Genomic DNA, 13,261 nt, shown 5'->3' with positions numbered 1-13,261 from the left:
TCACACCTCGAGATCGGCGCGTACGACCTTGCCGGTCGCGTTGCGCGGGAGTGCGGCGGTGGTGAGCCGCCAGCGGGCGGGCACCTTGTAGTAGGCGAGCCGCTCGGCGGTGAACGCGCGCAACTCGTCTTCGCTTGTCGCCGTGTCGCTTTCGACCACGACCAAGGCGGCGACCTGCTGTCCCAGGTCGGCGTCGGGCACCCCGAGCACCGCGCATTCGCGCACCGCGGGATGCTCCTCGAGACATTGCTCGATCTCCGTGGGATAGACGTTCTCCCCGCCGCGCAGGATGAGATCCGAACGGCGCCCGGACAATCGCAGCCTGCCGTCCTCCAGCACCCCGATATCGCCGGTGCGCAGCCAGCGGTCGGAGGTGAGCGCCGCGGCGGTCGCGGCGTCGTCCTGCCAGTAGCCCAGCATCACATAGGGGCTGCGCACCCAGATCTCACCCTCGGCGCCGTCGGGGACGGGGTTGCCCGCGCTGTCGCGGATCTCCAGCGTGACTCCGACGACCGGCCGGCCCACGGTGTCCGGGTGCGCGGCCAGCTCGGCGGGGCTCGCCAGTGTCGCGGCGGTGCTGCACTCGGTCATCCCGTAGCTGGTCACCAGCGCGTTACGAGCGACGGGCAGCTGCTCGCGCAGCTTCTCCTGCAGCGCGGCCGAGGACGGCGCCGAGTTCAGCGAGAACGCGGCCAGCGAGGACAGGTCGTAGGCGGACAGGTCGAGTTCGAGCATCCTGGTGGCCATGGTCGGCATGGCGCCCCAGTTGGTGACCTTTTCCGCCTCGATCAGCCGCAACACCCGATCGGCGTCGAACGATCCCTGATGGATCACCGCCGCGTCGCCGGTGACCAAACGGGGAACCACCAAATTGTGCAGGCTGGCGATGTGGAACAGTGGCGAGGTGAGCAGGAAGCGCCGTCCGCTGGGCAGTTCGGCCACCCCGGTGAGCGCGGCGGCCAGCGCGTCGTTGAAGACGTGGTAGTCGGTGACCGCGACCAGGTTCCGGTGCGAGTGCACCGCGCCCTTGGGGCGTCCGCTGGTGCCGCTGGTGTACAGGATCACCGCGGGATCGTCTTCGTCGATCTCGGTGTAGGGCAGGTCGTCGGTGCGGTATTCGGCCAGAAGCGCGGGTACGTCGTGCTCCATGGTGAGCACCGGCACCCGGATGTCCAGCTCCGCCACCAGCGCCGCGCGCTTCGCGTCGACGACGAGCACGGCGGGGCTGGTGTGCTCGACGCCGTAGGAGATCTCGCGCGGCGCCCACCACGCGTTGTAGCCCACCGCGATCGCGCCGAGCGCTTGAGCCGCCCAGAAGGTGAGCACCCACTCGGGCGTGTTCGCCGCGAGAATGCCCACGCGGTCGCCCTTTCCGACGCCGAAGCGGTCGCGCAGGGCCGTGGCCAGTGCCGCGACCGCGGCTGCGTGCTCGGTGAACGACATCCTGCGGTCCGCGGTGACCAGGTAGTCCCGGTCGCCGTGCGCGGCGGCCGCGGCGAGCACTTCGCGCAGCGAGGACCTGCGCTGGCGCATCACCGGCAGCGGTGCGCCGAGCACGTCCTCGACCACCATCTCGAATCGACCGCCGGGTCCGGTGAGCTTGCTCGCGGCCTGTGCCACGAACGCCTGCGGGTCGATGGCCTTTGTCATATCGGATACTTCCTCGTCACTGCGCAGGGATGATTCGTCACGGCTCGGGGATCAGCACCGCGCGGCCGGTGACCAGCCCGCGCTCCAGCCGGTCGAGGGCCGCGCGCGCTTCGGCCAGCGGGTAGCGCTCCACCTCGGCGCGCAGCTTGCCCGCCGAGGCCAACGCCACGGAGTCGATCAGGTCGGATCTGGTGCCGCCGTAGGATTTCCGGACCGTGGCTCCCCACGGCCAGCCCGCGCCGGTGGCGGGCGCCGCCGTGATCTCCGGCGCGCCGCCGCCGAGGCCGACCATCCGGTACGCACCGTTGGGCGCCACCGATTCCACCGCCAGACGCGCGGTCGCGTCGACGCCGACGAAGTCGAACACCGCGTCCGCGCCGCGGCCTCCGGTCCGGTCGAGGATCTCGCTCGCGGTGTCGTCGCGGGCCAGAAGTCCTTCCGCCGCACCGCACCGCGCGGCGAGTTCGAGCTTGTCGGCGCTCACGTCCACGGCCAGCACCGTCGCCGCCGTGGTCGCGGTGAGGATCTGCACCGCGAGGTGGCCGAGTCCGCCGATCCCGACGACCACCGCCACCGACCCCGGCCCCAGCCGCTCACGAGCGCCGCGGATGGCGTGATAGCTCGACAGCGCGGCGTCGGCCAGCGGCGCGGCCTCAGCGAAATCGAGGTCGCCGATCGGCACGAACGAACTCGCGGGCACCCGGATGTAGTCGGCCATCCCGCCGTCCGGTCCGAGACCTGGGCACGGCGGCATGGCGGTGCGGCCCGCGGCTCGGCAGACGTTCTCGTTGCCGCCGACACACTCCCGGCATACCCCACACGACCAGCACAGATAGACGATGCCGCGCTCACCGGCTCTGCGGCCGTCGACCCCGTCGCCGACGGCCTCGATGGTGCCCGCGATCTCGTGGCCGAGGGTCAACGGCTCCTCGCGCATCCGGAAGGGGATGTGCAGTACATGCAGATCCGAATGGCAGATGCCCGCCGCGCCCACGCGCAGCAGCAGATCGGTGGGACCGATCCGCGGGATCGGTACCTCGCGCAGTTCCAGCACACCGGGCTCGGTGAGCCGCACTGCCCGCATCATCCGCGCACCGCCGCGAACGTCGCGCGCAGATAGGCGTCGCCACGGTCGGAGCCGATCAGCCCCGGCGCCATCCGGTTCATGGCGTAGGCGAACGTGGTGCGGTGCTCGAGGTCGTTGACCACCATCGCGCCTCCGTACCCGGCCCACCAGCACACCCGGCCATCGGGCACTTCCGGGGCCGTCTGCCGCTGCGGCAGACCGTAGCCGATGCCGAACCGCAGCGGCACCAGAAGGGCGAGATCCACACCGTCGGATTGCTGCTGGAAGATCAGATCGATCGTGCGCTCCGACAGCAGCCGCCGTCCGGCCAGTTCGCCGCCGCAGGACACCAGCGATTGCACTCGCGCCACCGAGCGGGCGTTGCCGTGCCCGTTCACCGCGCCGATCTCGGCTTGCCGCCACCCCGCACTCGCGGTCTCGGCGATGTCCAGCAGTGGGCTGGTGAGCGTCTTGACCAGCACGCTGTCCTGGTCGAGCGCGGCCATGTCGAATTCCGGCATCGCGGGCGGGATCAAGGTCGCGATCCGCCCGTGGTGCTCGGGCGCGGTGCCGATGTGGAAGTCCGCGCCCAGCGGCCCGGCCAGCTCCTCGGCGAAGAACTCGCCCAGCGAGCGTCCGGTGACGCGGCGGATCACCGCGCCGATCAGGTGGCCGTAGGCCAGCGCGTGATAGCCCGACGCCGTGCCCGGCTCCCACCACGGCGGCTGGCCGGCGAGGCGGGCGGCGGAGGCTTCCACGTCGTAGATGTCGGCGAGCTCGATCGGCGGCTGCCACCCGGAGACGCCGGAGGTGTGCGCGAGCAGATGACGAATCTCGATGTCGCCCTTGCCGTTCGCCGCGAACTCCGGCCAGTACCTGGCCACCTTCGCGTGCACGTCCAGTTCACCGCGCTCGACCAGCAGCAGAGCGCTGAGCGCGGTCATGGTCTTCGTGATGGAGAAGACGTTGACCAAGGTGTCCTCGGTCCACGGCGTGGTGCGCTCCGGGTCGCGGTATCCGCCCCAGAGGTCGACGACCGTTTCGCCGTCCACCGTGACGCAGATCGACGCGCCCAGTTCGTCGCCCGAGGCGAGCCGGGTCTCCAGTTCCGTGCGGACCCGCGCGAATCGTTCCGCGCAGAATCCCGAGGTGGCGGTGCCCGTGGTAGTGGTCATCGTCGCCTCACACGTGTTCGGGGGTGCGACCGGGCACCGGCAGCGCGTTCCCCGCGGCGGCCGCGCGTTTCGCGCCGCGCGCCAGTTCCCGCTGCATATCCCGCACGTACGGTTCGAATTCGATCTGGATGGTGTGCCGGGGCGAGTCGTAGTAGCGGCCCGACCTGGCCGATTCCGCGGACCGCATCGCCGCTCGCATCTCCTTTTCCGACGGCAGGTGGTAGCGGCCGGTCAGGTAGGCGGCGACCAGCTTGCTCTGCTGTTCGGCGAAGTTCACCAGCGTGGGCAGCGGCTGGGCCAGACCGAGGAAGAACAGATTGTCGATGCCGGGCTTCACCATCTGCTTGAACAGCGGGAAGCGATTGTCGCTGTCGGGCAGCAGTTCCGGGTCGGAGAAGAACGGGAAGGAGATCCGGTAACCGGTGGCGCACACGATCACGTCCACTTCCTCCGCGCTGCCGTCGGCGAAACGCACGCGCGAGCCCTCCAGCGCGGTGATCGCGGGCTTGAACGTGATATCGCCGCAGCCGGCGCGGTGCAGGAACTCCTCGCTGGCCGAGGGGTGCGCCTCGAACGGCAGGTGGTCGGGCTCGGGCAGGCCGTAGTCCTCCATGTTGCCGCGAAATTTGCGCACGAAACGCTGCTTGAGTTTCAAGCCGAGCTTCGGCGGCATCCACCGTGGCATCGAGCGCTTGTCGCCGACCTTGCCGTTGACGTACTTCGGCAGCACCCAGACCCCGCGCCGGGCGGAGACATAGAGCTTCGCGGCGATGAACCGCTGCGACAGTTCGGAGGCGATGTCCAGGCCCGAGTTGCCCATGCCGACCACCACCACGCGTTTGCCGCGCATGTCGACCGGATCGAACGGGTCGTTGTAGGCGTGGCTGTGCAGCAGCGTGCCGTCGAATTCACCCGGATAGTCCGGCAGGCGCGGGTCCCAGTGGTGCCCGTTGCAGACGATGAGCGCGTCGTAATCCTTGGTGCTCCCGTCGCTCGTGGTGAGCAGCCAGCGGCCGTCCGCGCCGCGCTCGGCGGCGGTCACCGCGGTGTCGAACACGATCCGGTCGCGGATGCCGAAATGGTCGACGTAGTCGCGGAAATACTGGAACAGCTGCGAATGGTGGGGGAAGTCCGGCCACTCGTCGGGCGCGGGATAGTCCTCGAAGGCCAAGCGGAACTTGGACGTGTCGATGTGCAGGCTCTGGTAGCAGGCCGACATGCCGTTGGGGTTCTTGAAGTACCAGTTGCCCCCGACTTCGTCGGACGCCTCGTAGCAGTCGAACGGGATGCCGTGGTCGTTCAGGCGTTTGGCGGCGGTGATCCCGGAGGGGCCCGCCCCGATCACGCAGACGCGGGGGAGTGCGGTTGACGTCATTCACTGTCCTCGTGCTGGAAGCCGTCGTCGGTGAGGGCCGATCTGTCCGGCGCGGATCGTGCGCCGGAGTGGCGTAGGCAACAAATTAACACTCGATAGACACGGTGTCTAGTGAATGACGCGATGTCTATCAAGCCGGTTCGCGCGTAGACTCGGTCGGCGGCACTCGCACGTCAGACCCTCTTTTCACAGATACGAGGTACCGGTTCACCATGCGTACGAACGCGACCCCGAACCTGCGGGACGAGCAGAAGCAGCAGACCAGGGCCCGGCTGCTGGAGGGCGCCAAGGAGCTGTTCGCCACCCGGGGCTACGCGGCCGTGCGGGTGGACGACATCGTCGCCGCCGTCGGCTGTAGCCGCGCGACGTTCTACCTGCATTTCGCGGGGAAACAGGAAATACTCCGCGCGATCGCCGAGCAGGGCACCGTGCCCACCGCGCTGCACTTCTATCAGGACCTCGACCGGGTGCTGGAAACCGGTTCGCGCGCCGAGTTCGCCGGCTGGGTGGCCCGCGCCATCGAGTGGTTCCACGAATACAAGGAACTGTTGCCCGCCTGGGACGAGGCGACCGCGCTGGAACCGGAGTTTCGCGAGATCGCCCGCAGCGGCATCCTCGCGTTGCCCAACGCGATGACCGCCTACCTCGCCGGGTGGCCTGCCGACCGGCGCGACGAGGCGCGCTTGCGCGTGGAATTGCTCGTCGCGCAATTGGAACGGTTCTTCACCCGATGGGCGATGCAGGGCACCATCGACGTCTCGGCGGAGCAAGCCGTCGAAGTGCTCACCGACATCTGGTTTCCCGCGCTGCGCGCGCCGACCGCGGCGAGCTGACCGAGCCGTCGCCGTCCGTCCCTCCGGGCGGTCGAATCCGCGGGTCCGGGTGGACCGCCGCGCGTCGGGGCAGGATCGCCGATATGGCAGATCGATTCGCCGGAAGCGGATGATTTCGCGCGCGGAGGCGGAGCGGTTGCCGAGGGCCTGTGGAGTATCCACATAGATTGCCTGATGTTCGCTGAATGTTCGAATCCGGCGACCGGCCGCCCCGATTCGACGGTGGCCCGCGAATCTGTCGGCGTCGTACGGCATCATCTGTGCACGCAGCCAACCACGAGATCGCTCGGAGTTACCCATGCCGTCCCCACGAACCAAGCCGCAGCCCCTGTCGGACAGCGAGATTCAACAGATCGCCGCGGACATCGCCGGAGGCAGCCCGCCCATGGTGTGGTTCACCGCCGCCGCGGTCGGCGTTCCGGAGGGGCGCTCGGGCAAGGTGATCGCACTCGGCGACCCTGCCGACGGTGACTTCCTCCAGGTCCGGCCGACCGGATCGAAGGATGTACTGTCCTTCTCTCCCACCGAGGTGACCTTGACCAAGCCGCCGCGAGGGGCGGCGGGCGCCACCGCCCAGCAGAAGTCGACAACAAGGAAGGAATTTCCTGTGACGCAGTCGTCGACCACGACGAGCACCACGACCGAGCCCGCGCAGCCGAGCGCACCCGCGCCGTCGGCCACCGCGAAGCCCGCGGCGGCCGGGGAAGCGAACCGAGCCGACAGCGCGGCCAAACAGGCAGCGGCGCCCAAACCCGCCAAAGCGGCAGCCGCCCGCGGCAAGGCCAAGGCGCCCGAGGTCACCGTGACGCTCACCGGCACCGCCGACGGCGAGTGGTCGATCGACGTGGTCAGTGGGAAGAAGCGCACCCTGCGCGGCCTTCCGGTGGCCGGTTCCGCGGTGGCGCAGGCGGCGAAGATCCTGCATCCGGAGGTCGCCGAAGTGGTCGCGGGGGTCCTGGAGGCGTTGCGCGGGGTGCAGGAGGCCAAGGTGCAGCAGTTGCAGGCCGAACTCGAGGAGGCCAGGCGCCTGCTGAACGAGCTGAGCGACTGAGTCAGACCGCGGGACTGGCGGATCGGACCGCGGTACGCCAGATCCGGCGCTCGGTGTCGGGGGGCGTGCGCCGCACGTCATCGTGGAACGCGTAGCCGAGCGAGTACTGCTTCGCGTGATACATGGCCGCGTCCGCGTCCCGGATCAGGTTGTGCACGTCGGTGTCCGAGCTGCGCGGCCCGACGCACGCCACGCCGACACTCGCGGTGATCGGTATCTCCCCCGCACTCAACCCGAACGGCCGGACGAACGCGCCCAGCAGCCGCTCGGCCAGTACCGAGGCCTCCGGCCGGGCGAGCCGGGCGAGCACGACGAACTCGTCGCCGCCATAGCGGGTCACCACGTCCTCGCGGGGCACCACCCGCCGGATCCGGTCCGCCGCTGTCGCGAGGAGTTCGTCGCCGACGGCGTGCCCATAGCTGTCGTTGACCCGCTTGAAGCCGTCGAGATCGATGAACAGCAGCGAGATCGGTTGCTCGCCCGACTGTTCGCCGCGCTGCCGCAGCGCGCGCAGCAGTGCGGCCCGGTTCAGCAGTCCGGTCAGTATGTCGTGGTCGGCCTGGTACTGCGCGCGCCGCTCGCTGCGGGCGCTGCGCACGATCGCGCGCTCACTGCGCACCAGCATGCCGATCAGCAGCAGCGCGAACAGCGACGACACCACCACGCGATCGAGCGGGCGCAGGCTCGACCCGACCACCGGCACCAGCGAGGCCACGATCAGCGCGATCGCGATCAAGCTGGCGCGCTGCCTGGAATGGTGCGGGTGGATGCGCCGCGGCATGCCGAGCGTGGTCATGGTCGGGTGCAGCGCGGCGAATCCCACGGTGGCGTAGGCGGCGAGCAGGGGAGCCAGGAGCACTTCGCGCCCCAGCGCGGTCGCGCCCGCGGTCTCCAGGCTGTAGCCGAGGTCGCCGAGCAGCACCGCGACGAGTGCGGCGTGCAGCAGCCACAGCGAGGTCTCCGCGCGCGTGGAGGTCGCCATCGAGTGCGCCACCAAGGTGAGCAGCAGTGCGTCGAGCACCGGGTAGGTCGCCGCCACCAGCGCGTCCAGCCCCGTCGTGGTGGATTGCAGGATCGGGGAGATGAGGAAGGTCCAGGAGGCGAGCAGCGCGCCGAGCCCGATCAGGGCCGAGTCCAGGAGCAGGTCGTAGTTGCCGTGCATTTGGCGCGGCCACAACCAGATGAGCGCGGCGAGCCCGACGCCGAGGTAACCGAGCAGGGTGAACGCGTCGTCGAGCGGGTGCATCGCGTGGTCGCCGATGTCGCGCAGGGTGGTGCCGGTGGCGAACAGCACCGCCGAGCCGGACAGCAGGTACCACGGCAACGGGTGCGAGGGCCGGTGTGTGGCCACACCGACGGCGATCATGGCGAGGGTCTCGCCGACGATGATCGCCATCGTCACGAACGCGACCACTTGCGAGTCCAGCGCGAGGTGGACCGCGATCGCGGCCCCGCTTCCCCCCAGAAGCACCGCGTACCAGCCCGATCCGATGCTGCGCCGACAGCTGGTCTGTGGCTGTCGCGTGGGTGTCATCAGCCCCCCTTGGTCGCTCCATCCCCGGTGAACCGGGCCGCGTAATAGATCTGGGAATCCTCCACCGCGACTTCGACGTTCGCCTGTTCGTCGAGCACCGCCCGGATGCTGTCGGCGAACGAGAACCGAGTGTTGTTGTACGAGCAGATGTCCCAACCGACCGCGGCGCGCTCGGCAACCAATATCTGGACAACTGATTTGATCATGGCATGGAACGCCGCCCCTTGGCGGGCACTTGGCGCAACAAGGGTGAAACCCGCGTAGTAGATCGCGCGGATCCACCATCTCCGCCCGGAACTCCTCGGGCTGCAGCACCTGCCGCGCGATGGCTTTCGCGCGCAGCGGGCCGAACGCTTCCTCGTGACCATGTTCGGGCGGCGTGTCTCGTACCCTGGCACCGACCGGGACAGCGAGGAGCGAGTGTGCGGACATGGGTGGCGCCGGGGCGGGTCAACATCATCGGTGAGCACACCGACTACAACGACGGCTACGTCCTGCCGATCGCGTTGCCGCTGGTGGTGCGGTGCACCGCGGCGGGACGCGCCGACGGGATGGTGCGGGTCGGCTCGCGGCAGCGGCCCGGCGAGCCGGTGCTCGTCGCGGTGTCCGGCCTCGCCGGAGAGCGGGCGCGGGTGCCGGGATGGGCCCGCTATCCGCTCGGCGTGATCGCCGAGTTCACCCGGCGTGGGCACCGGATTCCCGGCGTCGATCTGGAGCTCGACGGCGCGGTCCCGATCGGCGCCGGGCTGTCGTCCTCGGCGGCGCTGTCCTGCGCGGTGGCCGTCGCGCTGCGCGATCTGTTCGCGCCCGGCCTGACCGACCGCACGCTGATCGACGTGGCCCGCGCCGCCGAGAACGACTACGTCGGCGCGCCGACCGGATTGCTCGACCAGTCGGCCGCGATGCTGTGCACCGCCGGGCACGCGCTGTTGCTGGACGTGCGGGCTTTCGCCGCCGACACCGCCGCGCCGCGGGGGACCGGTCACGAGCAGATCCCCTTCGACCTGGGCGCTTTCGGCCTCGACTTGCTGGTGATCGATACCGGCCAGCCGCACGATCTGGCCGACGGCCGCTACGCCGAGCGCCGCGCGCAATGCGTGGCGGCGGCCGAGGCGCTCGGCGTGGCGACGTTGCGGGACGTGGCGTCCGCGGCGGACACCACCCGGATCGCCGACGACGTGCTGCGCCGCCGCGCCAGACACGTGGTGACGGAGAACGCCAGGGTGCTGGCGGTTGCCAAAAAATTGCGCGTAGGCGAGGACCCCCGGAACATCGGCCCGATCCTGACCGCGGGCCACGCCTCGCTGCGGGACGACTTCGAGGTATCCGTTCCGGCCATCGACGCGGCGGTCGACACCGCCTTGGCCGCCGGGGCGTACGGCGCGCGGATGGTCGGCGGCGGGTTCGGCGGCAGCGTCGTCGCGCTCGTCGACCGCGACCGCACGGCGGCGGTGACGGAGTCGGTGCGGCAGCGCTTCGCCGACGCAGGGCTGCCCGATCCGCGCACGTTCGCGGTTTTCCCCGCCGCCGGAGCGCACCGGATCGTTTGAGCGAATTTGTGCGCGATTGTGCCACGCCGGTAGGGCATGATCGCGCACAGTGGTCTCTGCCGACACCATTCGGCGGGTGACGAGGAGGTCGCACGCGCCGGGCAGCACCAGCACGGCGCGGCTCTCGCACGACGAACGACCTCGCTCGCCGCCCCGGTTTCACCGCCAGGAGGAACGCTGTGCCGCTCGTCGATCCGTCCGTTCTCGCTGCCGTGCCCGGCCTGCACCCGGCCGCATCGCCACCGCACCCGGTAGCCGCCGAGACCCTCCGACTGGACGCGCAGCCCGTCGATTACGCGCTGGTGGCACTGTATTTCGTGTTCGTGCTCGGCATCGGCCTGCTGGCCAGACAGCGGGTGTCCTCCAGCATCGACTTCTTCCTGTCCGGGCGCTCGCTGCCCGCCTGGGTGACCGGCCTGGCGTTCATCTCCGCCAACCTCGGCGCGGTCGAGATCATGGGCATGTCCGCCAACGGCGCGGAATACGGGTTCCCGACCTTCCACTATTTCTGGATCGGGGCGGTGCCCGCCATGCTGTTCCTCGGCGTGGTGATGATGCCGTTCTACTACGGCTCCAAGGTCCGCAGCGTGCCGGAGTTCATGCGCCGCCGGTTCGGCACCGGAGCCCATCTGGTGAACGCGCTGAGCTTCGCCATCGCGCAGATCCTCATCGCCGGGGTCAACCTGTATCTGCTCGGGTCCATCGTGAACGTGCTGCTGGGCTGGCCGCTGTGGGTCTCGGTGATCGTGGCCGCGGTGATCGTGCTGTCCTACATCACCCTCGGCGGACTGTCGGCCGCGATCTACAACGAAGTGCTCCAGTTCTTCGTCATCGTGGCCGCGCTGCTGCCGCTCACCCTGGTCGGGTTGCACCGGGTCGGAGGATGGGACGGGCTGCGCGAGAAGGTGACCGCCTCGCCCGGCGGCGCGGCGCAGCTGGAGTCGTGGCCCGGCAACGCGCTCAGCGGATTCTCCAACGATTTCCTGTCGATCCTCGGCATCGTGTTCGGTCTCGGATTCGTGCTGTCCTTCGGATACTGGACCACGAACTTCGTCGAGGTACAGCGCGCGATGGCCACGCACTCCATCTCTGCGGCGCGGCGCACCCCGATCATCGGCGCCTACCCGAAGATGTTCATCCCGTTGATCGTCGTCATCCCCGGCATGATCAGCGCGGTGCTGGTGCCGCAGATGGCGGAGTACAAGGCTGCGGTGACCGCGAATCCGGACTTCGAGAGCGACACCACCTACAACCAGGCGCTGCTGTATCTGATGAAGGACGTGCTGCCCAACGGCCTGCTCGGGGTGGGGCTGGCCGGTCTGCTCGCGGCGTTCATGGCGGGCATGGCGGCCAACGTCTCCGCGTTCAACACGGTGTTCAGCTACGACCTGTGGCAGCAGTACGTGCGGCGCGACCGACCGGACGGCTACTACCTCACCGTGGGCAGGCTGGCCACCATCGGCGCGACCGTGGCCGCGATCTTCACCGCGTTCATCGCCTCCGGGTTCAGCAACATGATGGACTACCTGCAGACCTTGTTCAGCTTCTTCAACGCGCCGCTGTTCGCCACGTTCATCCTCGGCATGTTCTGGAAACGGATGACGCCCACCGCGGGCTGGATGGGGCTGGTCTGCGGAACCGCTTCCGCGATCGTCGTTTTCATCCTGCACGAGACGAAGGTCTTCGAACTGTCCGGCCAGGGAGCGAGCTTCGTCGCGGCCGGTGCCGCGTTCGTGGTCGACATCGTCGTCAGCGTCGCGGTCACCCAGGTGACCCAGCCGAAACCGGCGGCGGAACTGATCGGGCTGGTGTACTCGGAGACGCCGAAGGAAGTGCGCACCGATCCGGAAGCGGGCACGCTGCCCTGGTACCAGCGCCCGGTCCTGCTGGCGGGCATCGCGCTCGTGCTCGTCATCCTGCTCAACATCTTCGTCGGATAAGGAACCGCCGCAATGCTTTTCGACATCCGTACCATCGTCGGCGGTTTGCTCGGCTGCTACGCGATCGTTCTCGTCGTCACGGGCCTGGTGCACGACACCGCCGCCGAGCAGGCCAAGACCGGCGGGGTGAACGTGAACCTGTGGGCCGGGCTCGGCATGGGCGTGGTGGCGCTGGCCTTCGTGGCCTGGGCGCTGCTGCGCCCGGTCCAGGTGCCGCCGGAAACGCACCCGGCCGAGCCCTCCGACGAGGAGCCCGGCTCCGTCTGACACGAACGGCGCCCCCTGGGAGATCCCAGGGGGCGCCGGTTGTCGCACGGGTCAGACGCCCGGGGTACCGGTTCCGCCGGGCCACGTGCCCGTTCCACCGGTGCCGGTTCCGCCGGTACCCGGGGTACCGGTTCCGCCGGCGCCCGGCATGCCGGTCCCACCGACGCCTGGTGTGCCGGTGCCTGGTGTGCCGGTCGTGCCGACGCCCGGCGTGCTGGTCCGGCCCGCACCTGGGCTGGGAGCCGTGCCGCGCTCCGCGGCGGTGCTCCCGGCATCCGGGCGCGGGATGTCACCGCGCCACGCGCCGGTCTCGCTGCCCTGGTGCTCGATGAAGTGCTTGAAGCGCTCCAGGTCACCGTTCACCCGGTGCTTCAGCACACCGAGCTTGTCGGCGACGTTCTCCACGAACCCTTCGGGGTCGACGTCCATCTGCGCGGTCACCCTGGTGTGGGTGTCGTCGAGCCGATGGAAGGTGACGACGCCCGCGTGCTTGGGCCCGCTGTCGGATTTCCAGGCGACGCGTTCGTCGGGATGCTGCTCGGTGATGGTCGCGTCGAACTCCCGCGTCGACGGGCCGACATGGACACGCCAGTGCATATGCCGGTCATCGATCTGCTGTACCGCTTCGACACCCTCCATGAACTGCGGAAACGACTCGAACTGCGTCCACTGGTTGTAGGCGGTGCGAACCGGAACCTCGACGTCCACCGTGGCGGCCATTGTGCTCACTTGCTACCCCTTTCCTCGCCTGCCCGCGTATTTCACGGGTCGGCGTCTCTCGGTTGACAAGCGCTCCCTTAGGGGCGACTCGGGACATTGG

11 protein-coding genes and 1 pseudogene are annotated in these 13,261 nt (G+C 69.4%); 5 read left to right on the top strand and 7 right to left on the bottom strand.

What is annotated here, in order from left to right; all coding sequences use genetic code 11:
- From casG to ON21_RS21190, 4 genes are read right to left on the bottom strand one after another with little or no spacing between them, the layout of a single operon-like run.
- Positions 1-1,650 (bottom strand): steroid-24-oyl-CoA synthetase, encoded by a 1,650-nt coding sequence (gene casG / locus ON21_RS21205; RefSeq protein ID WP_039800131.1) that lies wholly within the window; start codon positions 1,648-1,650, stop codon positions 1-3.
- Positions 1,651-1,687: 37 nt separating this feature from the next.
- Positions 1,688-2,734, bottom strand: a complete 1,047-nt coding sequence (locus ON21_RS21200; protein ID WP_039800174.1) for an NAD(P)-dependent alcohol dehydrogenase — start codon at positions 2,732-2,734, stop codon at positions 1,688-1,690.
- Positions 2,734-3,891 carry an EstA family serine hydrolase gene (locus tag ON21_RS21195; RefSeq protein WP_039800130.1) on the bottom strand — a complete coding sequence of 386 codons (1,158 nt, stop codon included), beginning with the start codon at positions 3,889-3,891 and terminating at the stop codon, positions 2,734-2,736. Before ON21_RS21195 ends, ON21_RS21200 begins: the two co-directional genes overlap by 1 nt.
- 7 nt (positions 3,892-3,898) lie before the next feature.
- The gene (locus tag ON21_RS21190; RefSeq protein WP_039800129.1) at positions 3,899-5,266 is read right to left on the bottom strand and encodes a flavin-containing monooxygenase; all 1,368 of its coding nucleotides are present in this window, start codon (positions 5,264-5,266) and stop codon (positions 3,899-3,901) included.
- Positions 5,267-5,478: 212 nt separating this feature from the next.
- Here ON21_RS21190 and ON21_RS21185 point away from each other — a divergent pair, with 212 nt between their 5' ends.
- A complete protein-coding gene (locus tag ON21_RS21185) occupies positions 5,479-6,099 on the top strand; it encodes a TetR/AcrR family transcriptional regulator (protein ID WP_039800127.1) in 621 nt (206 codons plus the stop codon).
- A 298-nt stretch (positions 6,100-6,397) separates the two neighbouring features.
- On the top strand, positions 6,398-7,150 hold the full coding sequence (locus ON21_RS21180) for a DUF6319 family protein (RefSeq protein WP_039800125.1): 753 nt from the start codon (positions 6,398-6,400) through the stop codon (positions 7,148-7,150).
- 1 nt (position 7,151) lies between these two features.
- Here the strand turns inward: ON21_RS21180 and ON21_RS21175 are convergent, their stop codons facing one another.
- Both ON21_RS21175 and ON21_RS38565 read right to left on the bottom strand, forming a co-directional pair.
- Positions 7,152-8,684: a GGDEF domain-containing protein gene (locus ON21_RS21175; RefSeq protein ID WP_083880781.1), complete on the bottom strand. Its 1,533-nt coding sequence runs from the start codon at positions 8,682-8,684 to the stop codon at positions 7,152-7,154.
- A complete protein-coding gene (locus ON21_RS38565) occupies positions 8,684-8,890 on the bottom strand; it encodes a polysaccharide deacetylase family protein (protein ID WP_157170905.1) in 207 nt (68 codons plus the stop codon). Before ON21_RS38565 ends, ON21_RS21175 begins: the two co-directional genes overlap by 1 nt.
- A 216-nt stretch (positions 8,891-9,106) precedes the next feature.
- Between ON21_RS38565 and galK the strand changes: the two genes are divergently transcribed.
- The 3 genes from galK (at position 9,107) to ON21_RS21155 (ending at position 12,441) form a co-directional block, all read left to right on the top strand.
- Positions 9,107-10,234 carry a galactokinase gene (gene galK, locus ON21_RS21165; protein WP_083880780.1) on the top strand — a complete coding sequence of 376 codons (1,128 nt, stop codon included), beginning with the start codon at positions 9,107-9,109 and terminating at the stop codon, positions 10,232-10,234.
- Between the two features lie 221 nt (positions 10,235-10,455).
- Positions 10,456-12,174 (top strand): sodium:solute symporter family protein, encoded by a 1,719-nt coding sequence (locus ON21_RS21160; protein ID WP_051021174.1) that lies wholly within the window; start codon positions 10,456-10,458, stop codon positions 12,172-12,174.
- A gap of 12 nt (positions 12,175-12,186) precedes the next feature.
- Positions 12,187-12,441, top strand: a complete 255-nt coding sequence (locus tag ON21_RS21155) for a hypothetical protein (RefSeq protein WP_039800123.1) — start codon at positions 12,187-12,189, stop codon at positions 12,439-12,441.
- 273 nt (positions 12,442-12,714) lie between these two features.
- Here the strand turns inward: ON21_RS21155 and ON21_RS21150 are convergent.
- A pseudogene (locus ON21_RS21150) lies at positions 12,715-13,170 on the bottom strand (SRPBCC family protein); the annotation flags it as partial.
- Between the last annotated feature and the right edge of the window lie 91 nt (positions 13,171-13,261).

The sequence above is a fragment of the Nocardia araoensis NBRC 100135 genome (assembly GCF_000308435.1).
GTDB lineage: Bacteria > Actinomycetota > Actinomycetes > Mycobacteriales > Mycobacteriaceae > Nocardia > Nocardia araoensis.
This window is presented reverse-complemented; position numbering and strand designations above follow the sequence as displayed.

Coding starts and splice junctions, on each gene's coding strand:
- casG (WP_039800131.1), bottom strand. CDS start 1,650: ATGACAAAGGCCATCGACCCGCAGGCGTTCGTGGCACAGGCCGCGAGC.
- ON21_RS21200 (WP_039800174.1), bottom strand. CDS start 2,734: ATGCGGGCAGTGCGGCTCACCGAGCCCGGTGTGCTGGAACTGCGCGAG.
- ON21_RS21195 (WP_039800130.1), bottom strand. CDS start 3,891: ATGACCACTACCACGGGCACCGCCACCTCGGGATTCTGCGCGGAACGA.
- ON21_RS21190 (WP_039800129.1), bottom strand. CDS start 5,266: ATGACGTCAACCGCACTCCCCCGCGTCTGCGTGATCGGGGCGGGCCCC.
- ON21_RS21185 (WP_039800127.1), top strand. CDS start 5,479: ATGCGTACGAACGCGACCCCGAACCTGCGGGACGAGCAGAAGCAGCAG.
- ON21_RS21180 (WP_039800125.1), top strand. CDS start 6,398: ATGCCGTCCCCACGAACCAAGCCGCAGCCCCTGTCGGACAGCGAGATT.
- ON21_RS21175 (WP_083880781.1), bottom strand. CDS start 8,684: ATGACACCCACGCGACAGCCACAGACCAGCTGTCGGCGCAGCATCGGA.
- ON21_RS38565 (WP_157170905.1), bottom strand. CDS start 8,890: ATGATCAAATCAGTTGTCCAGATATTGGTTGCCGAGCGCGCCGCGGTC.
- ON21_RS21155 (WP_039800123.1), top strand. CDS start 12,187: ATGCTTTTCGACATCCGTACCATCGTCGGCGGTTTGCTCGGCTGCTAC.